The organism is Telmatospirillum siberiense, from assembly GCF_002845745.1.
GTDB classification, from domain to species: Bacteria; Pseudomonadota; Alphaproteobacteria; order Rhodospirillales; family Magnetospirillaceae; genus Telmatospirillum; species Telmatospirillum siberiense.
Window position 1 is genome coordinate 1 of record NZ_PIUM01000018.1, and the last position, 25,665, is coordinate 25,665.

The following is a 25,665-nucleotide window of genomic DNA, read 5'->3' on the forward strand; positions in this document are numbered from 1 at the left end:
GTGCAGCAGGCTGCGGAGGGCACGCAGCAGGTGACGCAGAACATCGGCGGTGTCTCGGACGCGGCGACCGAGACCGGCCATTCGGCGCATGGCGTGCTGACCGCGGCGACCAGCCTAGCCCGCGAATCCGATTCGCTTCGCCGGGTCGTCGACGGCTTCCTCAAGGACGTCCGTGCCGCCTGACAAACGGTTAATACCAAGTTTCGATGAGGATAACTTATCGAAACTTGGTCTGGCCCATTGAGGGCCCGCGCCATCATTGGCGCGAAGCCCAGGGTTTCGGAGAAACCCGCCCGGCGATTGAGGGCTCGGTGATCGGTTCCGATCACCGAGAGTTGGTATAAGATGGGGCGTAATCGGGACACCGCCCCGGAACAATTCAGTCCAATTTGCGCCAGACGCCGGCCAGCCAGGGCTGGCGTTCGCGGGGAAGACCGGCTGGTCGGTAGTAATGGGAAAGTTCGACGAAACCGGCGGCGGATGCATAGCCGCGCCAGGCGTCAAGATCATGGTAGCTACCGTAGCGCTCCTCGTTCCAGCCTTCGCTATTGTCGCCACGGGGGTTCGAACTGAACAGCACTCCGCCTGCCTTCAGGCTGGCGCGGAGTTCCATCAGGATCCTCGGTAATTCCTGGCTGGGAATGTGGAACAACGATGCATTGGCATAAATGCCATCGAAATGATCGCCGGGCAGGTCGAGGCTGAGGAAATCCTGCAGCCACACCTCGCAGCCGCTATGGCTCCGTGCCATCTCGGCAAATCGCCCAGCACCTTCCAGGCCCACCGCCCGGTGACCGAGATCGGCAAATTTTTTGAGATCGCGCCCAGGTCCGCAACCAAAATCGAGAATCAGGAACGGCGGTTCACCTTCGAGCGCTTGCAGCAGCGCGGCGATGTTCTGGCTGACATCGTGATCGCGTGTTCCCTGCCAGAATTCTTCGGCATGCCGGTTGTAATGGCCGAGAGTGCGATCGGCGATAGTCCTGAGGTCCTTGGGATCGAGCATCGTTACCTCCGGTCCGGCTGCCTGCCTGGCGACGGTCAGGGCGCGAGGCGTCCGGCTTTGAGTAATTCCCGAGCCTACCGCAAGCGCCCTGCCGACCGCTATGCTCAGCCATCGGCAGCCCTTAGCCGAAGGATTTCAACAGCGCTACGGGAACGCCAGGAGGCTATGGCCATGGACAAAGACAGAATTTCCGGCTCGGCGAAAGAGGCCAAGGGTGCGGTCAAGGAAGCGGTCGGCAAGATGACGGGCGACGCCAAATTGAGGGCTGACGGTCGGGCGGACAAGGCCGAAGGCAAGATCCGGAACGCCGTCGGCGGCGTGAAGGATGCAGTGCGGGACGCACTGAAAAAGTAATGGAAATATGTAGGTTTACCAAGGGAGGCGGGGCATGAGCACGATTGTCATCATCGTCGTGTTGGTTATTCTTCTTGGCGGCGGCGGTGGGTATTACGCTCACGGCCGCTATGGCAGTTCCGGACTGGGCGGTGTTCTTGGCTTGGTGCTGCTCATTCTTCTGGCGCTCTGGTTTTTCGGCGGTTTCGGTGGAATGGGGATGCGGTAGCAATAGAGGGAGGATGACATGGCTGCATCAGTGATCGATCCCATCGGTGATGCGGACGGACCCGCTTTCCTTCGGTGACCCAATTTTCATAACGTCCCCTTCCGATCGACATAAGCTTCTTACAGCTTGTGATCGGAAAGGGGCGTTGTGACGCTTGGGCGTTCAATTATCGTTTGGACAAAGGCTCAAGGACTCTCGCCTTCGGCGACGATGTCGTCGAGTTTCCGGTGATAGCCGGCGCCGTAGTAGCTCACGAGAAGGAACGCGAACCAGCAGGGGGCCACATAGAGGGCGACACGGTTGTTTTCGTCGAAGCCCATGGTGATGATGACGAAGACGAGGAATGCCAGGACGATATAGTTGGCAAGGGGATAAAGAGGCATTTTGTATTTGAGCGCGGCAGCTTCCCGTGGGGTGAGGGCCGCTCGATATTTCATTTGGACGACGACGATGATGCCCCAGACGAACAAAGTGCCCGAGGTGGCGATGCTGGTGACGTAATTGAACACCTCGCCAGGAACCAGATAATTGAGGGCGACGCCGACCAGCAGCAGTACCGAAGAGACCAGAAGGGCATTGGCCGGCACCTTTCTGCCATTGAGCCGCCCGAAAATCGCTGGGGCCTTTCCCTGCAAAGCAAGGTTGTAAAGCATGCGGCCGGTGCTGAAGAGGCCGCTGTTACAGGACGACAGAGCGGCCGTCAGAATGACGAAGTTGATGAGGCCGGCGGCTGACGGAATGCCCAATTTGGCAAAAGTGGCGACGAACGGGCTGCCTACGGTTCCCAACTGATCGTAAGGGTAGAGGGACATGATGACGAACAGGGTGCCGATATAAAAAATCAGAATCCGCCAGAAAATTTTGTCGATGGCGGCGGGCAGGCTTTTTTCCGGATTTTTGGCTTCGCCGGCCGTCACACCGACCAGCTCGATACCGATATAGGCGAAGCTGACCATCACCAGGGACAGGGAAAAGCCGGTGAATCCCTTTGTGAAAAAGCCTCCATCGACAGTCCACAGGTTGGAAATGCCGATGGCCACGCCGCCGTTGCCCAGGCCGAAGACGATCATGGCGCCGCCAAAGATGATCATGGCGACGATGGTCGCCACCTTGATCAAGGCGAACCAGAACTCGAACTCTCCATAAACCTTGACCGATACGAAATTGACCAGCGACATGCCGAGGACGGCGGCCAGGGCCGGAATCCATTGCGGCAGATCGGGTTGCCAGAAATGGACATAGACGCCGACCGCGGTGATTTCCGCCATGCAGGTCACCACCCAGGCGAACCAGTAGGTCCATCCGGTCAAATAGCCGAAGAGCGGGTTGATGAAGTGATGCGCGTAAGCGCTGAATGAGCCGGAGACGGGATGGGCGAGGGCGACCTCGCCCAAGGCGCGCATCATGAAGAACATGACGATGCCGGCCACCAGATAAGAGATCATCAGCATCGGGCCGGCGGTCTTGATGGCGCTGGCCGAACCGTAGAACAGTCCGACGCCGACTGCGCCGCCGATGGCGATGAGTTGAATATGTCTTTCCTTCAGTCCTCGCTGGAGTTCTTCCCTTGGAATTTCATTGGCCATGACTGGCATCTCCTCCCGGTAAGGTTCATTTTCGACCCATTGGTTTTGATGTGTTGCCAGTCGCTTGGCCTTATACCGTCCCAGGGATCCCGGATGGTATAAGGCTATTGCTTTTCAGAGGAAAGGCCGTGGCGGGGTAAATTTCCGTAAAAATTCCTGCCTGAACAAACGCTCCCGTCATCCCTGACTGGGCGTCAAGAAGGGATCGCGCCTCTTCGGATAGATGGTCGCCAGCGGTTCACCGGAGGCGATGGGGGCGGCCGGCGACGATCGGTGTCATCTGGAAGTCCTCGCCGAGGACGATGAGCGAAATCAGCAGGCTTTTGGCCCTGTGGGCGAGAGCGTCCATATCGAACGAGATTAGCGAATCCCCCGTTCTGACCCGCTGGTCCGCGGCGATATGGGGCTCGAAGCCATCGCCGCCAGTTTCCTCACCTGTCTTGACGAGGAACTGGCCATCACCGCCGTTTCGCGCGGCTGACCGATTACCGGGCTTTCAGGCGGAGCGTTCGGATCAGCCAGGGCATGGACAGGCCCTGGATGAAGATGGAAAAAGCGACGACGGAGAAGGCGGCGATGAGGATGGCGTTCTTTTCGGGAACGCTTGCCGGGATGGCCAAGGCCAGCGCCAAGGCCAGCGCCCCACGCAGTCCGCCCCAAAACAGGACATGCTGATGACGTGGGTCGACCCTTCTGGTCGATCGGGCGAACAGGGCGCACAGCGGATAAACCGCGGCCCATCGGCTGACGAGAACAAGCGGCACGGCGACGGCGGCGGCGACGGAAAGGAGCTGCGCCGCATGGTTGGCCTCATGGCCGCCGATCAGGATGAACACCACCGAATTCGCCAGGAAGGCAGCATATTCCCAGAATGCGACGACATGCTCCCGTCCAGCCTCGGAGATGGAGCCTTTCCATCCCACATTGCCGACGATCAGGCCGGCCGATAATGTCGCCAGGACGCCGGACATGTGGAAATGTTCGGCCAGCAGGAACGAGCCATAGGCGGCGATGGTCGTCAGGGTGATCTCGACCAGATGATCCTCGGTACGCCCCGCCAGCAGCAGCAAGGCTCCGGCGACCAGGCCCCCGGCCACGACCCCGCCCGCGACCATCCATAGAAGCGATCCCGCCATATTCATGGGCTCGAGGGTGGCGCCGTTCGCGACGGAGGCGAGAATGGCGAAGGCCACCGCCGCGGCACCGTCGTTGAGCAGGCTTTCCGATTCGACCAGAAGGCTGAGACGCGGCTCGACCTTCATTTCCTTGAAGGCGGCGATGACCGACACCGGGTCGGTCGCCGCGATCAGGGCGCCGAACAGCGCCGAGCCCAGCCAACTCCAGCCGATGACGAGATGCATCCCCGCCGCGATGATCGCTCCGGCCAGCAGAACGCCGGGAAAGGCCAGTGTCAGGCTGACCGGAAGATCGTCACGGAACCGCCGCCATTTGATTTGCAGGGCCGCCTCGAAAATCAACGGGGGCAGCAGAACCGGGAAAATCAGATCGGATGCCAGGGTGAAGTCGATCGGGCCGCCCAGGACCGCCAGTCCGATGCCGGCGACGACGAGGCCGACGCTGTAGGGCAGGCGCAGCCTGCGGGATAGCATGGCGACCACACAGGCGACAAGCAGGACAAGGCCGATTCCGCTGGCGGTCATTTACTTCCTCAGGGGCTGGAGATTGGAATCCAGACCTTTTGAGAAAGGGGATCTCCCCAGGGGAAAGTCAAGGTGAACAGGAGGGAGCTTATGATTTTCGAAGGGGCGGACTCCTTCCGGTCGAAAAGCCTCATTGAGGCCGGCGATCGGAAGGAGTTGCCTGGGCAAGAAGGGCAAAAGGCCGGGCTTTATAGTCTTCTCCCTCGCCCGCTTTGCGGGAGAGGGGACGAGCGAAGCGAGTGGGGTGAGGGGACTTACGCGCGGGAGTGCGGAAAAAGTGTGCAAAAACAAGCAAGTCTTTCTGTCGCGCCGACGCGCGAACCCCTCACCCGCTCGCGCGCGACGCCTGAGAGTTTTCTTCTGCCTGTCGGCGGGATGCCCCCTCATCCCAACCCTTCTCCCGCGAGGGGAGAAGGGCTTTTACCTGCCTGGACATCACCACCGTCGGGGAGGCGGTGGTTTATAGGACCGACTGGGCCGGTGTGTATTTCAGGCCGAGAGCCTCGGCGACGGCCTGGTAGGTCAGCTTGCCGGTATGGACGTTGAGTCCGGCCAGAAGATGCGGATCGCTTGCCAGGGCGTCCTTCCCCCCCTTGTTGGCCAGCGACAGGGCGAACGGCAGCGTTGCATTGGCCAGGGCGAAGGTCGAGGTGCGCGCGACGGCGCCCGGCATGTTGGCCACGCAATAATGGACCACGTCATCGATGACGAAAGTCGGCTCGGCATGAGTGGTGGCGTGGCTGGTCTCGAAACATCCGCCCTGATCGATGGCGATATCGACGAGAACCGAACCCGCCTGCATCTTCTTGACCATGTCGGCGGTGACCAGCTTCGGCGTGGTGGCGCCGGCGACCAGGACGGCGCCGATGACGAGGTCGGCGTCGACGACCAGGCGTTCGATTTCGGCCTGGGTCGAGAAGGCCGTGCGCAGGGCGGTGCCGAAGCGGTCGGTGGCGCGGCGCAGCGCGGGCAGCGAGCGGTCGACGATGGTCACATTGGCTCCGGTGCCGAGGGCAATGAGCGCGGCATTGGATCCGGCGACGCCGGCACCCAGGATGACCACGTTGGCCGGCGGCACGCCGGGCACGCCGCCCAGCAGAACCCCACGGCCGCCCAGTTCCTTCTCGAGGCAGGCTGCGCCCACCTGGATCGACATGCGTCCGGCGACTTCCGACATCGGGGTCAGCAGCGGCAGGGAGCGGTCGGCGGCGGTCACCGTCTCGTAGGCGACGCAGATGGCCCCGCTTTCCAGCAAATCGTGGGTCTGTTCCGGGTCGGGCGCCAGATGCAGATAGGTGAACAGGATCTGTCCGGGGCGCAGCTTCTTGCGCTCGGCGGCCAGGGGCTCCTTCACCTTGACGATCATGTCCGAGGTGGCGAACACCTCGTCGGCGGTGCCGAGGATGGTGGCGCCGGCCTTTTCGTAATCGGCGTCGGGGATGCCGGAACCCAGACCGGCGTTCTTCTCGATGGCCACCTTGTGGCCGGCGGCGACCAGTTCACGGACGCCGGCGGGGACCAGGCCCACCCGATATTCGTGAATTTTCGTTTCTTTTGGAACACCGATCTTCATGGCTAGCATCTCTCCTGATGGCGACGAATTCGGTTATTATTTTATGCGCTGTTTATGGTGAATGTCCTTGCGATCTGACGAACGAAATACTTAATATTTCGCAGAAAATTCGATGGTTATTAAAATGATTGAAACAATATTCGACTTTGATCGTCTCGATGCCAAGGACCGCCAAATTCTCCGTCTGCTCCAGGAGAACGGGCGCATCAGCAATGCCGAACTGGCCGAGAAAGTCTGCCTGTCTCCATCGGCCTGTCTGCGCCGGGTTCAACTGCTGGAACAGGCGGGCGTCATCGAGCGCTACGTGGCGCTCCTGAACCCGGCGCCGGTGCGGCGGGGCCTGACGGTTTTCATTGAAATCAGCCTGGAACGGCAGACGGATGTCGCCCTGGATGCCTTCGAGCAGGCGGTGAGGGCCTGCCCCGAGGTCATGCAATGTTCATTGATGGCGGGGGATACGGATTACCTGCTGGAGGTGTCGGTGGCCGACAGCAACGATTACGAACGTCTGCATCGCCAGGTCCTGGCCCGGCTGCCCGGCGCCGCCCGCCTGCGTACCCGCTTCACCATTCGGGGAATTTGCAAGCGGACGGCTTTTCCCGTCTGAAATTATCCGGCCGCTTACGCCGCCGTGCCGGTCCGGCGGGGCAGGCCGCCGCTTTTCAGGATGAAGGCTGCGACTTCCTCCAGTCCGTCGCCGGACTTCAAGTTGGTGAAGACGAAGGGACGGGTGCCCCGCATGCGCCGGGCGTCGTGGTCCATCACTTCCAGGCTGGCGCCGACCATCGGCGCCAGGTCGATCTTATTGATCACCAGAAGATCGGAACGGGTGATGCCGGGGCCTCCCTTGCGGGGGATCTTGTCGCCGGCCGCCACGTCGATGACATAGATGGTGATGTCGGCCAGTTCCGGCGAAAAGGTGGCCGACAGATTGTCGCCCCCCGATTCGACCAGGATGATTTCCAGGCCGGGGAAGCGTGCGGTCATTTCGGACACGGCGGCCAGATTGATCGAGGCGTCTTCGCGGATGGCCGTATGCGGGCAGCCGCCGGTCTCGACGCCCATGATGCGGTCGGGGGGCAATGCGCCGGAACGGGTGAGAAACTCCGCGTCCTCGCGGGTGTAGATGTCGTTGGTGATGGCCGCGATGTCGTAGGCGTCGCGCAACCGCTTGCACAGGCGGTCCATCAGGGCGGTTTTGCCCGAACCGACGGGGCCGCCGATTCCAACGCGGAAGGGAGAAGTCATGATCTGAACAGCCTCGTATATTGGGTTTCGTGACGCATGCTGGCCCAGTCGACCATGGGCGTGGCCGTGCCCAGGTCGGCAAGGGGATGAACGGCGGCGGCGGCGACGACTTCCGGCAGAATGCGGACCAGGGCGCGAACCGCCTTCTGACCGTCGGTCTGTCCCAACGGAACCAGCCGGACCGCCGCCGAGACCAGGTTGGCCGCCACCGCATGCAGGAACGCGGCAAGGGCGGCCTCCTCGGCGATCCCAGCGGCCGCGGCGGCCACCGCCACGGCGACGGCGTAAGCGGGTGCCTCCCGCCCGGCCATCCAGCGGTCCCATTCCTCGGACGGCCAGCAGGCGGAGAGCGCCTTGACAAAGGCTTTTCCCTGTGACCGGGACTCGAGGGCGGTTTCCGCCGTGCCGCGCCAGGCCTCCGCCAGATCGAAAATTTCTGCCAGCCGGTTGGGGGCATTTTCACGGACCGCCCGATGGGCCTGGCAGAACAGCACCGCGTCGATCCAGGCGCCGCCGTGGCGCAGGATGCCGGCGACCCAGCCGGTGACGCTGTCCAGGTCGGTCAGCAGGCCGGCTTCGACCGCCTGCTCCAGTCCGTGCGAATAACTGAAGCTGCCGATCGGAAATGCCGGCGACAGCCAGGACATCAGGCGCAGAAGGCCGTCGTTGTCGGTGGTGGTGGCGCCGGCGTCAGGCATGGTGATGCTCCCCGGCGGCATAGGCGCCGCCCTCGGCGTGAAAGGCCGCGCGATGCCGGACGATATGTCCACCCAATTGCTCGACCATGCCGACCAGGACATGATCGTCTTGAATCCTGAGGCCGCCGCCTTCGAGAATTTGCACGGGGGCGTGACGGTTTCCGATATGCCAGGCGATGCGGATCAGGCTTTCGGCGTCGTGGCAAGCGATGTCGACGACCGCTTCCGGCGCGGCCCGCACGGCGATCCATTCGCCGTCCGAGAGGCGCAGGCCGCAGCCTTCGGCCAGCAGACTGGCCTCGGGGAGGTCGAGCAGGAACTCGCCCCCGGAATCGTCGGTCATGGCGAGGCGCCGCCGATGACGGTCGGCCCAGGCCAGGGTGATGCTGGCCCGGGCACGGTCGGCCGGCCAGTCGCCGGGCCGATGGAGGGAGAGGGCGCGTCGCATTTCCATCCTCAGAACAGGAAATAGCGCTGGGCGAGCGGCAGCTCGCGGGCCGGTTCACAGGTCAGCAACTGTCCGTCGGCCCGCACCTCGTAGGTTTCCGAATCGACCTCGATGACGGGGCAGGCGTCGTTGTGAATCATCGCCGCCTTGGTCAGGCCCCGTGTGCCCGACACCGGCAGGATCCGACGGCGCAGACCCAGTTGGCTCCCGATACCGGCCTCGGCCGCCGTGCCGCTGACGAAGGTCACGCAACTGTGGGACAAGGCGCCGCCGAAAGCGCCGAACATCGGACGATAATGCACGGGCTGCGGAGTGGGGATCGAGGCATTGGGATCGCCCATGGCGGCCGAGGCGATGGAACCGCATTTCAGGACCATGTCCGGCTTGACGCCGAAGAAGGCCGGCTTCCATAGGACGAGGTCGGCCAGCTTGCCCACCTCGACCGATCCGACATGGGCCGAGATACCGTGGGTGATCGCCGGATTGATGGTGTATTTGGCGATGTAGCGCTTGACCCGGTGATTGTCGTTGGCGCCGTCTCCGGACAGGGCGCCGCGCTGGGTCTTCATCTTGTGGGCCGTCTGCCAGGTGCGGATGATCACCTCGCCGATGCGGCCCATGGCCTGACTGTCCGAGGACATCATGCTCATGGCGCCGAGGTCGTGGAGAATATCCTCGGCGGCGATGGTCTCGCGGCGGATCCGGCTTTCGGCGAAAGCCACGTCCTCCGGAATGCGGGGGTCGAGGTGATGGCAGACCATCAGCATGTCCAGATGTTCATCCACCGTATTGACGGTGAACGGCCTGGTCGGATTGGTCGAGGAGGGCAGAACGTTGGCGACGCCGCACAGCCGGATGATGTCCGGCGCATGGCCGCCTCCGGCGCCCTCGGTGTGGAAGGCGTGGATGGTGCGCCCCTTGAAGGCCGCCACCGTGTCCTCGCAGAAGCCCGATTCATTCAGCGTATCGGTATGGATGGCGACCTGGACATCCATCTGGTCGGCCACCGACAGGCAGGTGTCGATGGCGGCCGGCGTGGTGCCCCAATCCTCGTGCAGTTTGAGCCCGCACGCCCCCGCCTGGACCTGTTCGATCAGGCCTTCCGGCCGGGTGGCGTTGCCCTTGCCGAAAAAACCGAGGTTGATCGGCAGACCCTCGGCGGCCTGGAGCATGCGCGCCAGATGCCAGGGACCCGGCGTGCAGGTGGTGGCGTTGGTGCCGTCGGCCGGTCCGGTGCCTCCGCCCAACAGAGTGGTCACTCCGGAATGCAGCGCGTCCTCGATCTGTTGGGGGCAGATGAAATGAATGTGGCTGTCGATACCCCCGGCGGTGAGGAGGCGGCCCTCGCCGGCGATGATCTCTGTGCCGGGGCCGATGACGATGTCGACGCCCGGCTGGATGTCCGGATTTCCGGCCTTGCCGATGGCCGCGATGCATCCATCCTTCAATCCGACGTCGGCCTTGACGATACCCCAGTGATCGACGATCAGGGCATTGGTGATGACCGTGTCGACCGCCCCTTCCGCCCGTGAGGCCTGGGATTGCCCCATGCCGTCGCGGATGACCTTGCCGCCGCCGAACTTGACCTCTTCGCCATAGAGGGTCCGGTCCTCTTCGACCTCGATGATGAGATCGGTGTCGGCCAGGCGCACCTTGTCGCCGGTGGTGGGACCGAACATGGCGGCATAGGCCTGTCTTTCGATTTCATAAGCCATGATCAGTTCCCTCCTTCGAGAGGCCCGTTGACCAACCCGTTGAATCCCCAGACGGTGCGGTTGCCCGAGAACGCCACCAGGGTAACATCGCGGGTCTGGCCCGGTTCGAAACGGATCGCCGTGCCGGCCGGGATATCCAGGCGGAAGCCCCTCGCCTTGTCGCGATCGAAGGCGAGCGCCCGGTTCGTCTCATGGAAATGGAAGTGCGATCCCACCTGGATGGGACGGTCGCCGGTATTGGCCACGGCCAGGGTGATGGTGGCGCGGCCCTCGTTCAGCACCAGGCTGCCGGGAGCGGTGATAATTTCGCCGGGAATCATCTTAAAGCCTCATCTCATCGGATCGGAGCATGCACGGTCACCAGTTTGGTCCCGTCGGGGAAGGTGGCTTCCACCTGGATCTCGTGGATCATCTCGCTGATGCCGTCCATCACCTGCGCGCGTGTCAGCACCTTGGCGCCGTCCTGCATCAGTTCGGCCACCGACCGGCCGTCACGGGCGCCTTCGACGACGAAATCGGTGATCAGGGCCACGGCTTCCGGATAGTTGAGTTTGACGCCCCGTTCCAGCCGGCGGCGCGCCACGATGGCCGCCATGGCGATCAACAGTTTGTCTTTGTCCCTTGGCGACAAATTCACCGGAATCCTCCTTTTTTCAAATATGCCAAAGCCTGGGCAGCGTCTTCGGGCAGCTGCCGGCCGCCGCGCGCAACTCACCCCAGGCGTATCCGAAGGATCGTCTGAGGGTCTGGGCGTCGGCGGAGAGCCAACGGGCGATCAGGATACCATTGACGATGGTGGCGCCGAAACGCACCTGCGAATGATCGGGGCAGGCGCGCAGGATGGTCAGGAAGGGCGGGGGATCGTCCACCACCAGGGCCAGGGTGGCCATGGCGTGACAGCCGTCGAACCCCGCTCCGTCGTCCAGGCGGCCGGCGATGTCGCCGTCGAGATGCAAGGCGTCGGACCAGACCATCCTGCCGTTCCTTCGAATGGTCCAGGCATCGCGGATCAGGCCGTGGTTCATTCTTTCACCGCGCGCGGTGCGGCCGAAAACCAGCATTTCCCCGGCTAGCAGGCGGCCCCCCTGGGCGACGTCGACATCGGTGCAGCGCCGCAGCCGGGCATTGTCGAACAGGATGGTTTCCTGGGGCAGATATTCGAGCCATCCGTCGCGTCCCACCGAAAGCCGGACGTCGATACGGCCGTCGGCACCGCTCGAACGATAGATCTTCTCGGCGGCCTGGGCGACGAACAGGCCGGAGGCCCCGTCCTCCACGCGCAGGTCGAAGGCCAAGCTGTCGCCGCCCACCAATCCGCCCGAAGTGGTGACCAGCGCCGCCGTCAGGGGATCGCCGGAGGCGGCGGTGGGAAAGAGAACGCGCAAGGGCGAGACTTGCCGAAGATCCGCCAGGTCGGTCTTTCCGTCCCGGGTGGTCAGGCGAACCTCCGCGATTCCGTGCATGCCGGGAGGGGGCGGGGACGAGGCGTCAAGTTCTTGAGTTCCGTCAAACGGTGAGATAGCGGCGAACATCGGCCTCCACCAATTCTGCGGCCGATCCGGCCATGACGACTTCGCCGCGTTCCATGACGGCAAAGTCGTCAGCCAGTTCGCGCGCGAATTCAAAATATTGTTCGACCAGGACGATGGCCATGGTTCCGCCGGAGGCCAGCATCCTGATGACCCGTCCGATGTCCTTGATGATCGACGGCTGGATGCCCTCGGTCGGTTCATCGAGGATCAGGAGGCGAGGGCGGGTGACCAGCGCGCGGGCGATGGCCAATTGCTGCTGCTGGCCGCCCGACAGATCGCCGCCGCGCCGGCCCAACATGTCCTTCAGGACCGGGAACAGCGTGAAGATCTCGGGCGGAATGCGGCTTTGGCTGCGTGGCAGCGGGGCGAAGCCGGTTTCCAGGTTTTCCTTCACCGAAAGCCGGGCGAAGATTTCGCGGCCTTGCGGGACGAAGCCGATGCCGCGCCGCGCCCGTTCATAGGCGGGCAGGCGGGTGATCTCCCGATCCTCCCAGCCGATGCTGCCGCTTTCAACGGACTGCAGGCCCATGATGGCCCGCATCAGGCTGGTCTTGCCGACGCCGTTGCGCCCCAGCACGCAGGTCACCTTGCCCTTTCGCGCGGTCAGGGAAACGCCGCGCAGCGCCTGGCTGGCGCCGTAGAACAGGTTGATGTCGTCGACTTTCAGCATGATTGTGCGTTTCACCGTCCCAGATAGACTTCGACGACGCGGGGATTGGATTGTACGGCGTCGATGCTGCCTTCGGCCAGGACCGAGCCTTCGTGCAGGACCGTCACCTTGGCCGCCAGCGAGCGGACGAATTCCATGTCGTGCTCGACCACCACCAGCGAGCGCTCTCCCAGCGAACGGTCGCGGGACAAATCGAGAATGAGGGCGGCCGTCGCCTCGGTTTCGGCGTCGGTGAGGCCGGCCACCGGTTCGTCGAGCAGCAGAAGGCGCTGGTCCTGCATCAGCAGCATGCCGATCTCCAGCCATTGTTTTTCCCCATGGGACAATTGGCCGGCCGGAAGTTTCGCCTTGTCGGTGAGGCCGACCAGGGTGAGGACCTGGCCGATGCGGTCCTTCGCCTCGCCCGAAAGGGTGAAAAACAGGGTGGCCAGGGTGCCGCGCGGACCTTTCAGGGCCAGTTCCAGGTTGTCGAATAGGGAAAGCTTTTCGAAGACCGTCGGTTTTTGGAACTTCCGGCCGATTCCGAGGTTGGCGATGGCCGCCTCGTCGAGGCGGGTCAGGTCGACGTGGCCATCGAAGAGGACGTCGCCCGCGTCGGGACGGGTCTTCCCGGTGATGACGTCCATCATGGTGGTCTTGCCGGCGCCATTGGGGCCGATCACGGTGCGCAATTCGCCCGGCGCGATGACCAGCGAGAGGGCGTTGAGCGCCTTGAAGCCGTCGAAGCTGACGGTCACGCCGTCCAGATAGAGGATGCTGCCCTGGGCAGGTGACCCCGAGCCGCGCGGCTCGTCGATGGGAAGGCTCTCGTCAGGCATGCTTTTCCTCCCGTGCCGGCGGAGCCTTCGGGCGCCGTCGGTGCAGGCGCCCGGCCAGGCCGGTCAGTCCGTCGGGCAGGACCAGGGTAACGGCGATGAACAGGGCGCCCAGGAAAAACAGCCAGGCATCGGGCAGGGCGCCGGTCAGCCAGGTTTTCGCGGCATTGACGGCCAGGGCGCCGAGGATGGCGCCGACCAGGGTGCCCCGCCCGCCGACCGCCACCCAGATGGCGATTTCAATGGAATTGGCCGGCGAAAATTCCGACGGATTGATGATGCCGACCTGCGGGACATAGAGCGCCCCGGCGATGCCGGCCAGGGCGGCCGACAAGGTGAAGGCGAACAGCTTGGTAGCGGTCACCGAATAGCCCAGGAACCGCACGCGACTTTCCGCGTCGCGCATGGCCATCATCACCCGGCCGAGCTTCGATGCCACGACGAAGCGGCAAATGAGGAGAGCTGCGCCCAGCGCGACGACGCTGGCCGCGTAAAGCGCCACCTTGGTCGTCTGATCGCGCAGGTCGAAGCCCAGAAGATCCTTGAAGTCGGTCAGGCCGTTGTTACCGCCGAACCCCATTTCGTTGCGAAAGAAAGCCAGCATCAGCGCGAAGGTCATGGCCTGGGTGATGATCGACAGATAGACCCCGGTGATGCGCGAGCGGAAGGCCAGCCAGCCGAACACCAGGGCGAGGCAGGCGGGCACCAGGACCACCATGAGGGCGGCGAAGGCGAAATGGTCGAAGCCCATCCAATACCAGGGCAACTCCTTCCAGGCCAGGAAGACCATGAAGTCCGGCAGCAGCGGGTTGCCATAGACGCCCCTGGTGCCGATCTCGCGCATCAGATACATGCCCATGGCGTAGCCGCCCAGGGCGAAAAAGGCGCCATGACCCAGGGAAAGGACGCCGGCATATCCCCAGACCAGATCGAGCGCCAGCGCCAGCAGGCCGTAGCACAGATATTTGCCGAGCAGTGGTATCATGTAGTTGGGCAGATGCAGGGCCGAGTTTTCGCCCGGAAGCAGATTGAGAAGCGGAACGAGGCCCAGGAGGACGGCGCCGACGACGGCGAAACTCAGCCAGAAGCGGCGGTCGTGGAATTGCAGGAGGCGATGGAGGGGCGACGTCATGGGGTTTTGAGTCCTTCCTCATCCCTCGATGGAGCGCCCTTTGAGGGCGAACAGGCCGCGCGGCCGCTTTTGGATGAACAAAATGATGAAGACCAGCACCAGGATCTTGCCCAGCATGGCTCCCGCGTAAGGCTCCAGGAATTTGTTGACGACGCCCAGGCTGACCGCCCCCAGCAGGGTACCCCAAAGGGAGCCTACGCCGCCGAAGACCACCACCATGAAACTGTCGACGATATATCCCTGTCCCAGGTTGGGGCTGACGTTGCCGATCTGCGACAGGGCGACGCCGGCAATCCCGGCGATCCCCGAGCCGAGCCCGAAGGTCAGCGCGTCCACCCGCCCGGTGCGGATGCCCATGGCGGCAGCCATCGGCCGGTTCTGCGCGACGGCGCGCATCTGCAGGCCGAAGCGGGAATAGCGGAGCAGGGCGGCGAGCGCGCCCAGCACCACCAGGCAGAAGACGATGATGATCAGGCGGTTCCAGGTCAGGATGAAGCCGCCGCTCATGTCGATGCCGCCGGTCATCCAGGCGGGATTGGCCACTTCCTTGTTGGGGGCGCCGAAGATGGTGCGCACCAACTGCTGCAGGACGAGGCTGATGCCCCAGGTGGAAAGCAGGGTTTCCAGCGGCCGTCCGTAGAGGAAACGGATGACGCCCCGTTCCAGCGCGATGCCGACCGCCCCGCTGATCAGGAAGGCGACCGGCACGGCGACCACCAGATAGGCGTCGAAGGCCGACGCTGGCAGCCACATGCGGAAACATTGCTGCACGACATAGGTGGCGTAGGCGCCCAGCATGATCATCTCGCCATGGGCCATGTTGACCACCCCCATGACGCCGAATGTGATGGCCAGGCCGATGGCCGCCAGCAGCAGCACGCTGCCCAGAGAGAAGCCTTCGAACAGATGGGCGCCGATGCCGATGAGCGCGATCCTTTGGCGGATGCCCGAGATTGCCTGGTCGGCGGCACGCCGCACCGCCTGATCCCGCTCCCCGTCCTGGAGACGTTCGAGCAGGCCCAGCATCGTCGGGTCGGTGGAGGAGGCGAGGGTGTGAATCGCCGTCAAGCGGACGGTCCGATCGGCATCGCGCAATTGCAAGCCGGCCAGCGCCGTCGTCATGACGGACCCTGTCGCCGGATCGGTCTCCTGGGCCAGCGCCCTCTGCAAGAGATCGACCGCCTCGGCTGACTTGGAATCGGCGACCGCGCGGGCCGCGCCGCGGCGTTTTTCCGGATTGGGATCGAACAGCGAGAGTTGCCCGATCGCCCCTTCGATGGCGCCACGCACGCGGTTGTTGGCCGAAACGTCGGACAGATCGGCCGGATCGACGCCCGTGACCGGCTGACCATCCATCGCGTCGCGATAGACGTCGCCATCGGCGTAGAGCAGCCGTCCGTCCTCGGCGGCGGACAGCCTTGAATCGAGCAACGCCTGGAGCACCGGCACGGCACGCGGGTCGCCCAGCGCCGCCAGGGTTTCGACCGCCTTGATCTTTTCGTCGAAATCATCGCTGTTCAGCGCCGCCACGGCACCGGCGAAATCCGGACGATCACCGGCACCGGCCGGGTTATTCCAGGCCGTCGCGACAAGAAACAGAAAAAAGGCGACGGATATGATTTTCACGAAGGTCACCGGGCGAGACTGTTCCGTTCCCCCGGGAACACCGATCCCCGGGGGAGCATCACGTTTTTCTACTGGGCGGCCGGTTTGCCGCCGGCGATGAAGGGGCTCCAGGGTTCGCCCTTGACCACGTCCTTGGTTTTCCAGACCACGCTGAACTGCGCGTTCGGCTTGATCTCGCCGATCATCACCGGCTTGGACAGGTGGTGGTTTTCGTTCATCACCGCGGTTCCGCCGGTCAGGTTTTTCACCGTCTGGCCGATCATCGCGGTCCGCACCGCGTCGACATTGGTGGTGCCGGCCTTGGTCACCGCCTGGGTCCACATCTTGAAGCCGATGTAGGTGGCTTCCATCGGATCGTTGGTGGTGCGCTTGTCGTTCTTCACGAAGGCGTGCCACTGCTTGATAAAGGCAGCGTTTTCAGGGGTCTTGATGGATTCGAAGTAGTTCCAGGCGGCCAGATGGCCGACCAGATTCTTGGTGTCGATGCCGGCCAGTTCCTCTTCGCCGACCGAGAAGGCGACCACGGGGATGTCGGAGGCCTTGATGCCCTGGTTGGCCAGTTCCTTGTAGAAGGGGACATTGGCGTCGCCGTTGATGGTCGAGACCACGGCGGTCTTCTTGCCGGCCGAGGCGAACTGCTTGATCTTGGAAACCTCGGTCTGCCAATCGGAGAAGCCGAAGGGCGTGTAATTCTCAAGGATGTCTTCGTCGGCGACGCCCTTCGAATGCAGGAAGGCGCGGAGAATGGTGTTGGTGGTGCGCGGATAGACGTAATCGGTGCCTTCCAGCACCCACCGCTTGGCGCCGCCGCCGTCCTTGCTCATCAGATATTCGACGGCCGGGATCGCCTGCTGGTTGGGCGCTGCGCCGGTATAGAAGACGTTTTTCGATTCCTCTTCGCCCTCGTATTGGACGGGGTAGAACAAGAGGCCGTTGTCCTGCTCGAAGACGGGCAGCACCGACTTGCGCGAGACCGATGTCCAGCAGCCGAAGACCACCGCGACCTTGTCCTTTTCCAGAAGCTCGTGGGCCTTTTCCGCGAACAACGGCCAGTTCGAAGCCGGGTCGACGACGACGGCCTCCACCTTCCTGCCCAACAGGCCGCCCTTCTTGTTGATGTCGTCGACCATCATCAGGACCGTGTCCTTCAGCGTCGTCTCGCTGATCGCCATGGTGCCGGAAAGGGAATGAAGCACACCGACTTTGATGGTGTCCTCGGCGGCCCCCACCGCGTGAGAGGAAACGGTAGCCGCGATAATCGCGCCAACCCCGGCAATTGCTCGCATCAGTTTCATGGGTGTCTTCCTTGGAAGCCATTAAGAATGCCTGCTGTTACGCAATTTATGGGCCAGACGCGGCGGGGCGCCTGAAATTATCGGTGGCATCGGGGCGCGACAGGGGAAGGGGGAAACCCGCGACAGGGGAAGGGGGAAACCATGGTGTGATTTGATGCTGTTACGGAGAGCAGATGCCCAAAAAATGGGCGGTTTATCGAAGCGGTCCGCGCAGGTTTTTCCTGTGCGGGCTTCAACTATCCAAATAGTGCAGGGAGAGTTGAAATAGTGACGAGAGGTCATGATGTGATGTGATGACGCGCCGCCGAAGCCGGAGGCGTGGACGGCATATCGCCCTTGAGGCTCCGGAGCGCTTATTTCGCCCCGAAGCCTCAAGGGAACGAGCGTCAGGAGTCAGATGAGGCAGTTTGATCTGCGCCGTCCGACGGCGATGTTTTCTCTGCTGGTGTGGTTGGGGGCGTGCGGCTCAGGTCGGGCCGCCGAGCCCGAGAGCTTAAGTTTTCAAGCCTATTGCGGCGGTCTTGATGCCGCCGAGATCTCCTTCGTTGCCGAGCAGCAGGATGGCCGTTATCACGGTCATTTATCCATTCTCACCCATGGCATGACGCATTGGATGACTAGGCTGCTGGTCGATTCCGACAGTTGGGGGACGGTCACGCCGACCGGTTTCCGCCCCCTCACTTTCAGCCAGGTGAGCAGTTCCAGGGAGAAGAACCGCCGCATCGAGATGCGTTTCGTCGATGAGGGCGAAACGGCCGAGAAACTGGTGGATGATGAGCGGCGAAACGATGCTTCCCTGGCTCCCGCTGATCCCGATGATCTCGATCCGCCTGTTCCGGAGGAGGCGCGTCACCACGTGCTCGATCCGGTGACGGCCTTGTTCGAGATGGGGCGACGTGGCATGGCGGGAGAAAAGACCTTTGTCCTCGCCGTATTCGATGGCCGGCGCCGCTATGATCTCGCGGTCGAGGCGGTGGGGCCCGGTTCCCACGATATCGGTGGCAAAACATATGATACGCTCGACCTCAAGGCGGTGATGAATCCGCTGTACGGCTTCCGGCCCCGCGCCATGGATTTCTGGAAAAATGCCGGTTTCAACGTTTTCGTCGGACGAGATATCGGCCTGCCGGTCAAGATATCGACGACGACCTTCACCGCGGAGACGGTTATCGGGTTGCATGCCTCGTGCCGTGGCGTCCTTCCCTGCCCGCCGTCGTAAAGCCTTGCTTTTTTCGCGCGGCGAACAAATAACAGAGCCCCGTTAGGTTTTTCTGTCCATTTCCGTGAGCTTTCTGTCATGAACCCGAGCGAGATCGCCCGCGTTGAGGCTTATCTCAACGCCACTTTCGGTAATTCCACCATTCGCATCGTCCCCCCCAAGAAGCGCGGCGGCCCGATAGAGGTCAGCGTCGGCGGGGAATTCATCGGCGTGCTCCATCGCGACGACGACGAGGGCGAGGTGTCCTATTCCCTGATGATGACCATCCTGGAGGAGGATTTGCCGACGCTCGCCAAGGTCAAGTGACCGATTTCCGGTTGTCGGAAATCCATAGGATAATCGACGACAGGCCCCAGTGTTCGAATTCTGACGGATGGTGACCATGCCATCCGTCAGAATTCGAACCACCAGTCATCCGCCGCATTGAGGGAATTCGCGATGAAGTCGTTCGCCGTCCTGCTGTTTCTTGCCGGACTCGTCCATCTGGGGTTGCAGGTGCCACTGGTGATCGCCGGTGGCGCCGCCTTGCTTCTGTGGATTCTGTGGAAGCTGAAATATGTCATTCTGGCCCTCGTGGGCCTGGAAATGCTGTTCGGCGGAAACGGTGGCGACGGCGGCGTAGACGCCTGACCTCCGTTTTTCTCAAATCATCTCGCTTTCCGTCTTTACCTCGGCCATCCTCCCACTGAATAGTAGTTTTTAACTAACCGGTTATCTCAGATATCGGCCAGTTTTCGGAGGAAATGGGGACCATGAAAACCATCCGGTGGGGAATCATCGGCTGCGGCGACGTCACGGAAGTGAAGAGTGGCCCCGCTTTCCAAAAGGCCGACAACTCGACGCTCGTCGCCGTGATGCGGCGCGATGCCGATCGGGCCCGCGATTATGCCCGTCGCCACGGGGTGCCCCGCTGGCATGCGGATGCCGAGGATATCATCGCCGCGAAGGATATCGACGCCGTCTATATCGCGACCAGGCCCGATTCCCATCACGATTATGTCTTGCGTTGCGCCAAGGCGGGCAAGGCGGTCTATGTCGAGAAACCGATGGCGATGACCTATGGGCAGTGCATCGAGATGGTGACCACCTGCCGCAGCCATGGGGTGCCGGTGTTCGTCGCCTATTACCGGCGGGCCATGCCTTACTTGTTGAAGGTCAAGGAGCTTTTGGACGAGGGACGGATTGGACGGGTCTGTGCGGTGTCGACCTCTTTTTTGGAGCGGCTACCCCCCGCTGCCGACATTGCTGGTGGCGCTTTGCCGTGGCGGCTCGATCCGGTCTTTTGCGGAGGAGGCATCTTCTTCGATACCGTTTGTCATAATTTCGACCTCCTCGATTTTCTTTTCGGCCCGGTGATCGAGGCGAGGGGATTCCCGGTCAACCGGGTGGGGGCTTATACTCCGCCTGATACGGTGACGGCGAGCTATGCCTTCGAATCGGGGGTGAGGGGAAGCGGTACCTGGTGTTTCGCTGCGGAAAGGAATGCCGAAAGCAATGAAATCATTGGAACGGAGGGATCGATCGTCTTCCATCCCTTCTCCTTCGCGCCGATCCGTTTGATAAGGGCGGGACAGGTGACCGAATTCCCCATCGTCAATCCGCCGCATGTCCAGCAACCGCTGATCCAGACCATCGTCGACGAGTTGAACGGCAAGGGGGTTTGTCCCAGTCAGGGGGTGTCGGCGGCCCGCACGGCCTGGGTGGTCGAAACCATCCTCAGCGGGGCGTATTTATAAAAACCGCAAGCCGTTTCCTCGCCTTGCTCTTGCTTGAGAGCGGCGGGTTGCAAGGCGTTCGATCTTTGGAAACGCCACGGCGCAAGACATGATAATTTGTATAAAATATTGCCAAAATAACAATCAGCACTTTGATAAGGCGTGGAAATTTCCTCGAATCAGACCGGGGTATTCCTATTGTTAATTGACATATTATGCCGCCTCAACCATGGTGACTAACCCGTCGGGACGCTCCCTTACGCTCTCGACCCAGAGATCATGCCTTGAAGGATCGGTTGGCGCCCTTGCAGCCCGTCAGAGATTTCTGAATGCGCACCGTTGCAGACATTCATGAGGATATAACCGCCCGCCAAGCCAAGGTTTCCGGGAAGTTCGGTTATTTTTTCGTGCAGTGGATCAAATTCCGCGACCACTCCGATCGTCTTTACGAAGCGCGGGGCGAAAACGGTGAGACTTATCTGCAGTTCCGTCTGATGCAGAACCATGTCGTCGAATCGGCTGCCATATTCGAGACGGTCCTGACCCATTGGAAGGAAACGGATCAGGAAGCCCGTATTTTCAATTTTCTGAATTCGGAAGACACCAACGGGAACGGAATCTGGCACTATCTGGCCGATACCTTGCGGGAGCATGAAGGGGTGTCGACCCTGAAAATCGCCCGCACCCTGCTGGCGATGGACATCGATTTCTCCCGTCGAAATCGGCTTGGAATATCACCGCTATCCAAGATGTTGCTGCCGGCGCCCCGGTGGCAATCGTTGAACGCGCTCATTCAGACGAAACATCTTTCCATCGAGAATATCGAAGGGGCCATCAACGAGCGATCCAAGGATCAGGCGCAACGCAACCATCTGATGACGATGATCTTCACCAGCGACATCGAGGATAATCGGGGGTTGCTGTCCCAGCACGTCCTGCATCAGGCGGTGCAGCCGCAGGCCGATATCACCTTGCGCGCCGCGACATGTCGGTTGTTTTTCGAATATGTGGATGTGGAGCAGGGGGGGACTGCCTTCTTCAAGCTGATCTCCATTGCCAATCACGCCATGTTCGACGACCTGATGCGGCTTCTGATCCATAATACGGCCGAGACGGTCAATTCGATGGGCGCGCCCGACGTCGCCACCCGGAAGAGCTATGGCCAGGCCTATCTGGCGAAAAAGCTGCTGCGGCGCGATAAACGGGGCGAGAATGTGCTGTTCAAGGCATTGTTCGCCGGCAAGCACAATCATATGCGCAAGATATCGAGCCTGTTGCATAACGACAATCTGGCCATGCGCACGACCTTTCGCGGTGAAACGGTCCGCAAGGATCTGGTGGTCGACAAGGCTTCTCCGGCGCCTTGCAATCCGTTGCTTTCCTTGCTGCTCCAGCAGGACGTCGAAGGCAATACCGTTTTGCACCACACCATTCTGCGCAATGACGTGCAGGCGCTCAAATGGCTGTTTTCCGGTTTGGCGCCCAATGACATGTACGCCATCATCAAATCCTTTCCCAATCGCTACGGCCTGACGCTGTTGGGCATGGTGCAGCCCGAGATCGTCAAGGCGAAGCTTGGTCACGCGATGGCGGCGAAGGCTATCTCGCCACAGCGGGCGAAAGAGATTTTCGTGGCATTGAATGGCGCCGACCAGGATCTCAAGGATTATCTGGATGCGCGGCTCAAGGAAATCGACGAACTGGCCACTCTGGTCGGGCGCAAGGAGCCGCTTCCTCCTTCCTTCCAGCTTCCCAGGAACGCCCCGGCCTCCAATTGATCTTCTCTGATCTGTGCCGGCATGTCGTTTCGGCAGTCGCCAGGCGCGAGAGGCTCTTTATTTTTCCAAAATCCGAGTCCGGCTCGCTGGTATGAGTGAATCATGTGCATTTATTTTTGATGCATAAGATATCAATATACGCATTTTAATTTTCAAAATTAAATAATTAATATACAGTACATTTACAAATAATGTGTTTGTAGCTGTTCTTCCTGCTGTTATTATCGCCTTATGATTAAGGAAGGCAATATTCGTCGCGGACGTTACTTAAATGTGCCGCGGAAACTCGATCTGATGGTGATGATCGGCGGACGCATGGTCCGGGTGCTCGATGCCACCTTGCGGACGATCAGATTGGAGACGGTCGGCGGCGTTGCCCCGGGCGACATCCGAATCACCCTTTATCCGATAGGGGGGGATGGCAGGGTCGAAACGGAAGCCGGGGTGGAGGCCGTGGCCCGTGTCATCGACCAGAATGACAAGGCCAGTCATCTGGCTTTTATAGTGTCGACCTATCCCCTGTCCAAGCTGATCATCAGCAGCCTCGCCCATCGACAGGGAATCGAGCCTTATCATCGGAAGATAGGTCTGTGATCGATAGATAAATTACGTCGGCGCCGCTGTCTTGTTATTTACCGTTCGGCCCCCAACCTGTTGTCGATAGGCAATAGGAAAACAAAAAAACGTCACGGGGAGCCAAACGATGCAGTCCATTCGCCTCATTGCGGGTGTTCTCTTCATTTTGTCGATCGTTCCGGCTGCACGGGCCGAGGATGTGGTTCGCCTGGGCAATTTGAAGTTCGCCCATTACGGCGCCGTTTCCTACATGAAGGAAATCGCCGGAAAATATTCGTTGAAGATTGAGGAAAAGGTCTTTCCCAAGGGCATCGACATCATGCCGGCGATCGTCGCCGGCGAAATCGACGTCGCGGCCAGCGCGCTCGACGCCGCCATCGCGGGGCGGGCCGGCGGGGCCGGCATTTATGCCGTCGCCGGTTTCGCCAAGGGGGGCGCCCGGATTGTCGGGCGCACCGACCTCGGCTTGAAAAGCATCGCGGAGCTGAAAGGGCGAAAAGTCGGGGTTCCGCGCGGCGGAGCCCAGGAATTGCTGCTGTTCGCCGAATTGGCCAAATACGATCTCACTTGGTCGGACAAGCCGGGCAAGGATGTGCAGATCGTCTATCTGCCTTACGCCGATCTCAATCAGGCGCTGATGTCCAAGGAGATCGACGCCATGAGCCAATCCGAGCCGCAGTCTTCCCAGGCGATCAACAAGGGATTCGGTCTGGAGATCAACAAGCCTTACGACACGGCGATGGGCGAACCCATCCGTGTGCTGGTGATTACCGAAAAACTTTATAAGGAAAAGCCGGATGTCGCCCAGCGCCTGATGAATTGCTTCGTCGAGGCGACGGCGACTTTTTTATCCAATTCCCAACTGTCCATGGGCTATGTGCGCACCCAGATGTTTAAGGGCCAGATCTCCGACGATGACTACCGGGACGCCATGGGCAACGCGGCTTTCACTTACGATCTGCCCATCGAACATGTGCAAATCACCACCGATCTGATGGTCAAATATGGTGTGGGCCGGATGAGCAGCCCGCCGAAGGCGGAGGATTGGGTCAAGCTCGACCTGCTCGCCAAGGCCAAGGCGGCGGCGGGGGTCAAGTAATAGATCTGACCTGTTAACAGCGAGGGCGGATGAAATGATGCGGCGCGGATGGTGGCGGGGTCTGTTGCGCGGCGTGGCCGTCCCCGTCCTGGTTGTCGCTTTCTGGCAGGGTCTGGCATCGCTGGGGGTCGTCAACAGTCAGATCTTGCCGTCCCCCATCGCCGTGATCGAGCGCTGGTGGGCCTATCTGGCGCCGCTGGAGGCTTATCGTCCGGCGGAGGGCTCATGGCTCGCCTGGGTTTTTTCGGGCGAGTTGCCGGCTGACGCGGTGGCCAGTCTGATGCGGGTTTTCGGCGGATTTGCCATCGGGGGCGGGCTGGCATTGCCGCTCGGTCTGCTGATGGGGGCCAATCGGCGCGTTTTCAGCCTGTTCAATCCCCTGGTGCAGATCCTGCGGCCGATTCCGCCGATCGCCTTCATTCCCCTGTCGATCCTGTGGTTCGGTCTGGGCAATCCCCCGGCGATCTTCCTCATTTCCATCGGCGCCTTCTTTCCCATGCTGATGAACACCATCACCGGCGTACAGACCGTCGATGGGATCTATATCCGGGCGGCGCGCAATCTGGGCGTGCGCCCCTGGACCATGTTCACCCGCATCATGTTGCCGGCCGCCATGCCCTACATTCTGACCGGCGCGAGGATCGGCATGGGAACCGCCTTCATCGTGGTCATCGTTTCGGAGATGATCGCGGTGAACAGCGGACTCGGTTTCCGCATTCTGGAGGCTCGGGAATATTTCTGGTCCGACAAGATCATCGCCGGGATGTTTTCCATCGGCATCCTTGGCCTGGGCATCGATGTGGCGATGAATTCCCTCAGCCGGATTTTGCTCAAATGGCATCGCGGCCTGGAAAGTTGACGGTGATGACCGATACCGGATCCGGTTTGATCATGACGAAGGGTCGCCAGATATCTCTTTATCCGGCGGACGCACAGGCGCAGATCAGCATCCGTGGGCTTGGCAAGGTGTTTCCTCGCGGTCTGGTCGAAGCCTTGAAAGATATCGATCTGGACATCCCGGCGGGGCAGTTCGTCAGTTTGCTCGGGCCGTCGGGGTGCGGAAAATCGACCCTGCTGAATGCCATTGCCGGCTTCGAGGTCCCCACGTCCGGGCAACTCCTGGTCGACGGGCGGGCGGTCAGCGGCCCGGGACCCGACCGCGGCATGGTTTTTCAGGAATATGCCCTGTTCCCCTGGATGAGCGTGGCGAAGAACATTTCCTTTGGCCTTGACGTCAAGGGCGTGCCGAAGGCGGAGGCCGCGGCGAGGGTCGAGATGTTGCTGGCGAAATTGCGGCTGGCCGAGTTTCGCGATCGCTATCCGAAGGATTTATCCGGGGGCATGCGCCAGAGAGTGGCCATCGCCCGTATCCTGGCCCTCGATTCTCCGATCATGCTGATGGATGAACCTTTCGGTGCGCTCGATTCCCTGACCCGGCGGACGCTTCAGGACGAATTGCTACGGATCTGGCAGGAATTCGGCAAGACCATCGTCTTCGTGACGCATTCGATCGAAGAATCGCTCTATCTGTCGGACCGGGTCGTGGTGATGACCTATCGTCCGGGTACGATCAAGCGCGATCTCATGGTCGATCTGGCCCATCCGCGCGATCCCAGCAGTAGCGACTTCAACCGGTTGAAACGAGAGCTTTCCCAACTGGTGATGGAGGAGCAGACCCGTTCCGAGGGTCTGCTCCCGACCGGCGATTGAG

The 25,665-nt window shown here is 61.6% G+C and carries 28 protein-coding genes and 2 pseudogenes; 13 read left to right on the forward strand and 17 right to left on the reverse strand.

What is annotated here, in order from left to right; genetic code table 11:
• Window positions 1-183: pseudogene (locus CWS72_RS27830) on the forward strand (methyl-accepting chemotaxis protein); the annotation flags it as partial.
• 196 nt (window positions 184-379) lie between these two features.
• Here the strand turns inward: CWS72_RS27830 and CWS72_RS15110 are convergent.
• Window positions 380-1,006 (reverse strand): class I SAM-dependent DNA methyltransferase, encoded by a 627-nt coding sequence (locus CWS72_RS15110; protein ID WP_101251462.1) that lies wholly within the window; start codon window positions 1,004-1,006, stop codon window positions 380-382.
• 171 nt (window positions 1,007-1,177) lie between these two features.
• Here CWS72_RS15110 and CWS72_RS15115 point away from each other — a divergent pair, with 171 nt between their 5' ends.
• Both CWS72_RS15115 and CWS72_RS15120 read left to right on the forward strand, forming a co-directional pair.
• On the forward strand, window positions 1,178-1,360 hold the full coding sequence (locus CWS72_RS15115; RefSeq protein WP_101251559.1) for a CsbD family protein: 183 nt from the start codon (window positions 1,178-1,180) through the stop codon (window positions 1,358-1,360).
• Window positions 1,361-1,394: 34 nt separating this feature from the next.
• Window positions 1,395-1,568 (forward strand): DUF3309 family protein, encoded by a 174-nt coding sequence (locus CWS72_RS15120; RefSeq protein WP_101251463.1) that lies wholly within the window; start codon window positions 1,395-1,397, stop codon window positions 1,566-1,568.
• Window positions 1,569-1,753: 185 nt separating this feature from the next.
• On the opposite strand, the gene CWS72_RS15125 is transcribed toward CWS72_RS15120, so the two are convergent.
• The 4 genes and pseudogenes from CWS72_RS15125 to ald all read right to left on the reverse strand — a co-directional run bounded on the left by CWS72_RS15125 (window position 1,754) and on the right by ald (window position 6,388).
• The gene (locus CWS72_RS15125) at window positions 1,754-3,154 is read right to left on the reverse strand and encodes an amino acid permease (protein ID WP_199175703.1); all 1,401 of its coding nucleotides are present in this window, start codon (window positions 3,152-3,154) and stop codon (window positions 1,754-1,756) included.
• 238 nt (window positions 3,155-3,392) lie between these two features.
• Window positions 3,393-3,572: pseudogene (locus tag CWS72_RS28810) on the reverse strand (hypothetical protein); the annotation flags it as partial.
• Window positions 3,573-3,639: 67 nt separating this feature from the next.
• Window positions 3,640-4,815, reverse strand: a complete 1,176-nt coding sequence (locus tag CWS72_RS15135) for a cation:proton antiporter (protein ID WP_101251466.1) — start codon at window positions 4,813-4,815, stop codon at window positions 3,640-3,642.
• Between the two features lie 460 nt (window positions 4,816-5,275).
• Window positions 5,276-6,388: an alanine dehydrogenase gene (ald, locus tag CWS72_RS15140; protein WP_101251467.1), complete on the reverse strand. Its 1,113-nt coding sequence runs from the start codon at window positions 6,386-6,388 to the stop codon at window positions 5,276-5,278.
• A gap of 124 nt (window positions 6,389-6,512) precedes the next feature.
• Here ald and CWS72_RS15145 point away from each other — a divergent pair, with 124 nt between their 5' ends.
• Window positions 6,513-6,995, forward strand: a complete 483-nt coding sequence (locus CWS72_RS15145; RefSeq protein ID WP_101251468.1) for an Lrp/AsnC family transcriptional regulator — start codon at window positions 6,513-6,515, stop codon at window positions 6,993-6,995.
• A gap of 14 nt (window positions 6,996-7,009) precedes the next feature.
• Here CWS72_RS15145 and ureG read toward each other — a convergent pair whose 3' ends face one another.
• The 12 genes from ureG to urtA all read right to left on the reverse strand — a co-directional run bounded on the left by ureG (window position 7,010) and on the right by urtA (window position 17,567).
• Window positions 7,010-7,636, reverse strand: coding sequence for an urease accessory protein UreG (ureG, locus tag CWS72_RS15150; RefSeq protein WP_101251469.1), 627 nt, complete (start codon window positions 7,634-7,636; stop codon window positions 7,010-7,012).
• On the reverse strand, window positions 7,633-8,334 hold the full coding sequence (locus CWS72_RS15155) for an urease accessory protein UreF (protein WP_101251560.1): 702 nt from the start codon (window positions 8,332-8,334) through the stop codon (window positions 7,633-7,635). Before CWS72_RS15155 ends, ureG begins: the two co-directional genes overlap by 4 nt.
• Window positions 8,327-8,782, reverse strand: a complete 456-nt coding sequence (locus CWS72_RS15160; RefSeq protein ID WP_101251561.1) for an urease accessory protein UreE — start codon at window positions 8,780-8,782, stop codon at window positions 8,327-8,329. Before CWS72_RS15160 ends, CWS72_RS15155 begins: the two co-directional genes overlap by 8 nt.
• An 8-nt stretch (window positions 8,783-8,790) precedes the next feature.
• Window positions 8,791-10,497 (reverse strand): urease subunit alpha, encoded by a 1,707-nt coding sequence (ureC, locus tag CWS72_RS15165; protein ID WP_101251470.1) that lies wholly within the window; start codon window positions 10,495-10,497, stop codon window positions 8,791-8,793.
• 2 nt (window positions 10,498-10,499) lie between these two features.
• On the reverse strand, window positions 10,500-10,817 hold the full coding sequence (locus CWS72_RS15170) for an urease subunit beta (protein WP_101251471.1): 318 nt from the start codon (window positions 10,815-10,817) through the stop codon (window positions 10,500-10,502).
• A 14-nt stretch (window positions 10,818-10,831) separates the two neighbouring features.
• Entirely contained in the window at window positions 10,832-11,134 is a 303-nt protein-coding gene (locus tag CWS72_RS15175; RefSeq protein WP_101251472.1) for an urease subunit gamma, read from the reverse strand.
• Window positions 11,135-11,150: 16 nt separating this feature from the next.
• Window positions 11,151-12,029, reverse strand: coding sequence for an urease accessory protein UreD (locus tag CWS72_RS15180; protein WP_101251473.1), 879 nt, complete (start codon window positions 12,027-12,029; stop codon window positions 11,151-11,153).
• Window positions 12,004-12,699, reverse strand: coding sequence for an urea ABC transporter ATP-binding subunit UrtE (gene urtE, locus CWS72_RS15185; RefSeq protein WP_101251474.1), 696 nt, complete (start codon window positions 12,697-12,699; stop codon window positions 12,004-12,006). The genes CWS72_RS15180 and urtE overlap by 26 nt, the downstream gene beginning before the upstream one ends.
• Before the next feature lie 11 nt (window positions 12,700-12,710).
• The gene (urtD, locus tag CWS72_RS15190) at window positions 12,711-13,517 is read right to left on the reverse strand and encodes an urea ABC transporter ATP-binding protein UrtD (protein WP_101251475.1); all 807 of its coding nucleotides are present in this window, start codon (window positions 13,515-13,517) and stop codon (window positions 12,711-12,713) included.
• Window positions 13,510-14,646, reverse strand: a complete 1,137-nt coding sequence (gene urtC / locus CWS72_RS15195) for an urea ABC transporter permease subunit UrtC (RefSeq protein WP_101251476.1) — start codon at window positions 14,644-14,646, stop codon at window positions 13,510-13,512. Before urtC ends, urtD begins: the two co-directional genes overlap by 8 nt.
• 18 nt (window positions 14,647-14,664) lie before the next feature.
• Complete coding sequence (gene urtB, locus CWS72_RS15200) at window positions 14,665-16,272, reverse strand: urea ABC transporter permease subunit UrtB (protein WP_241911740.1); 1,608 nt, start codon at window positions 16,270-16,272, stop codon at window positions 14,665-14,667.
• A 68-nt stretch (window positions 16,273-16,340) separates the two neighbouring features.
• A complete protein-coding gene (urtA, locus tag CWS72_RS15205; RefSeq protein WP_101251478.1) occupies window positions 16,341-17,567 on the reverse strand; it encodes an urea ABC transporter substrate-binding protein in 1,227 nt (408 codons plus the stop codon).
• Window positions 17,568-17,964: 397 nt separating this feature from the next.
• Here urtA and CWS72_RS15210 point away from each other — a divergent pair, with 397 nt between their 5' ends.
• From CWS72_RS15210 to CWS72_RS15250, 9 genes are all read left to right on the forward strand, one after another.
• Window positions 17,965-18,786, forward strand: a complete 822-nt coding sequence (locus CWS72_RS15210; protein ID WP_101251479.1) for a DUF3108 domain-containing protein — start codon at window positions 17,965-17,967, stop codon at window positions 18,784-18,786.
• 78 nt (window positions 18,787-18,864) lie between these two features.
• On the forward strand, window positions 18,865-19,092 hold the full coding sequence (locus CWS72_RS15215) for a DUF3126 family protein (protein WP_101251480.1): 228 nt from the start codon (window positions 18,865-18,867) through the stop codon (window positions 19,090-19,092).
• A 132-nt stretch (window positions 19,093-19,224) separates the two neighbouring features.
• Window positions 19,225-19,416, forward strand: a complete 192-nt coding sequence (locus CWS72_RS15220; RefSeq protein WP_101251481.1) for a hypothetical protein — start codon at window positions 19,225-19,227, stop codon at window positions 19,414-19,416.
• A 122-nt stretch (window positions 19,417-19,538) separates the two neighbouring features.
• On the forward strand, window positions 19,539-20,522 hold the full coding sequence (locus CWS72_RS15225; RefSeq protein ID WP_101251562.1) for a Gfo/Idh/MocA family protein: 984 nt from the start codon (window positions 19,539-19,541) through the stop codon (window positions 20,520-20,522).
• 308 nt (window positions 20,523-20,830) lie between these two features.
• Window positions 20,831-22,279 (forward strand): hypothetical protein, encoded by a 1,449-nt coding sequence (locus CWS72_RS15230; RefSeq protein ID WP_101251482.1) that lies wholly within the window; start codon window positions 20,831-20,833, stop codon window positions 22,277-22,279.
• A 273-nt stretch (window positions 22,280-22,552) separates the two neighbouring features.
• Window positions 22,553-22,873 carry a hypothetical protein gene (locus CWS72_RS15235; protein WP_146002766.1) on the forward strand — a complete coding sequence of 107 codons (321 nt, stop codon included), beginning with the start codon at window positions 22,553-22,555 and terminating at the stop codon, window positions 22,871-22,873.
• A gap of 109 nt (window positions 22,874-22,982) precedes the next feature.
• Window positions 22,983-23,954 carry an ABC transporter substrate-binding protein gene (locus CWS72_RS15240; protein WP_101251484.1) on the forward strand — a complete coding sequence of 324 codons (972 nt, stop codon included), beginning with the start codon at window positions 22,983-22,985 and terminating at the stop codon, window positions 23,952-23,954.
• 34 nt (window positions 23,955-23,988) lie between these two features.
• On the forward strand, window positions 23,989-24,813 hold the full coding sequence (locus CWS72_RS15245; RefSeq protein ID WP_199175704.1) for an ABC transporter permease: 825 nt from the start codon (window positions 23,989-23,991) through the stop codon (window positions 24,811-24,813).
• Window positions 24,789-25,664 carry an ABC transporter ATP-binding protein gene (locus tag CWS72_RS15250; protein ID WP_241911741.1) on the forward strand — a complete coding sequence of 292 codons (876 nt, stop codon included), beginning with the start codon at window positions 24,789-24,791 and terminating at the stop codon, window positions 25,662-25,664. Before CWS72_RS15245 ends, CWS72_RS15250 begins: the two co-directional genes overlap by 25 nt.
• Window position 25,665: the final 1 nt, after the last annotated feature.

Coding starts and splice junctions, on each gene's coding strand:
- CWS72_RS15110 (WP_101251462.1), bottom strand. CDS start 1,006: ATGCTCGATCCCAAGGACCTCAGGACTATCGCCGATCGCACTCTCGGC.
- CWS72_RS15115 (WP_101251559.1), top strand. CDS start 1,178: ATGGACAAAGACAGAATTTCCGGCTCGGCGAAAGAGGCCAAGGGTGCG.
- CWS72_RS15120 (WP_101251463.1), top strand. CDS start 1,395: ATGAGCACGATTGTCATCATCGTCGTGTTGGTTATTCTTCTTGGCGGC.
- CWS72_RS15125 (WP_199175703.1), bottom strand. CDS start 3,154: ATGGCCAATGAAATTCCAAGGGAAGAACTCCAGCGAGGACTGAAGGAA.
- CWS72_RS15135 (WP_101251466.1), bottom strand. CDS start 4,815: ATGACCGCCAGCGGAATCGGCCTTGTCCTGCTTGTCGCCTGTGTGGTC.
- ald (WP_101251467.1), bottom strand. CDS start 6,388: ATGAAGATCGGTGTTCCAAAAGAAACGAAAATTCACGAATATCGGGTG.
- CWS72_RS15145 (WP_101251468.1), top strand. CDS start 6,513: ATGATTGAAACAATATTCGACTTTGATCGTCTCGATGCCAAGGACCGC.
- ureG (WP_101251469.1), bottom strand. CDS start 7,636: ATGACTTCTCCCTTCCGCGTTGGAATCGGCGGCCCCGTCGGTTCGGGC.
- CWS72_RS15155 (WP_101251560.1), bottom strand. CDS start 8,334: ATGCCTGACGCCGGCGCCACCACCACCGACAACGACGGCCTTCTGCGC.
- CWS72_RS15160 (WP_101251561.1), bottom strand. CDS start 8,782: ATGCGACGCGCCCTCTCCCTCCATCGGCCCGGCGACTGGCCGGCCGAC.
- ureC (WP_101251470.1), bottom strand. CDS start 10,497: ATGGCTTATGAAATCGAAAGACAGGCCTATGCCGCCATGTTCGGTCCC.
- CWS72_RS15170 (WP_101251471.1), bottom strand. CDS start 10,817: ATGATTCCCGGCGAAATTATCACCGCTCCCGGCAGCCTGGTGCTGAAC.
- CWS72_RS15180 (WP_101251473.1), bottom strand. CDS start 12,029: ATGTTCGCCGCTATCTCACCGTTTGACGGAACTCAAGAACTTGACGCC.
- urtE (WP_101251474.1), bottom strand. CDS start 12,699: ATGCTGAAAGTCGACGACATCAACCTGTTCTACGGCGCCAGCCAGGCG.
- urtD (WP_101251475.1), bottom strand. CDS start 13,517: ATGCCTGACGAGAGCCTTCCCATCGACGAGCCGCGCGGCTCGGGGTCA.
- urtC (WP_101251476.1), bottom strand. CDS start 14,646: ATGACGTCGCCCCTCCATCGCCTCCTGCAATTCCACGACCGCCGCTTC.
- urtA (WP_101251478.1), bottom strand. CDS start 17,567: ATGAAACTGATGCGAGCAATTGCCGGGGTTGGCGCGATTATCGCGGCT.
- CWS72_RS15210 (WP_101251479.1), top strand. CDS start 17,965: ATGAGGCAGTTTGATCTGCGCCGTCCGACGGCGATGTTTTCTCTGCTG.
- CWS72_RS15215 (WP_101251480.1), top strand. CDS start 18,865: ATGAACCCGAGCGAGATCGCCCGCGTTGAGGCTTATCTCAACGCCACT.
- CWS72_RS15220 (WP_101251481.1), top strand. CDS start 19,225: ATGAAGTCGTTCGCCGTCCTGCTGTTTCTTGCCGGACTCGTCCATCTG.
- CWS72_RS15225 (WP_101251562.1), top strand. CDS start 19,539: ATGAAAACCATCCGGTGGGGAATCATCGGCTGCGGCGACGTCACGGAA.
- CWS72_RS15230 (WP_101251482.1), top strand. CDS start 20,831: ATGCGCACCGTTGCAGACATTCATGAGGATATAACCGCCCGCCAAGCC.
- CWS72_RS15240 (WP_101251484.1), top strand. CDS start 22,983: ATGCAGTCCATTCGCCTCATTGCGGGTGTTCTCTTCATTTTGTCGATC.
- CWS72_RS15245 (WP_199175704.1), top strand. CDS start 23,989: ATGATGCGGCGCGGATGGTGGCGGGGTCTGTTGCGCGGCGTGGCCGTC.
- CWS72_RS15250 (WP_241911741.1), top strand. CDS start 24,789: ATGGCATCGCGGCCTGGAAAGTTGACGGTGATGACCGATACCGGATCC.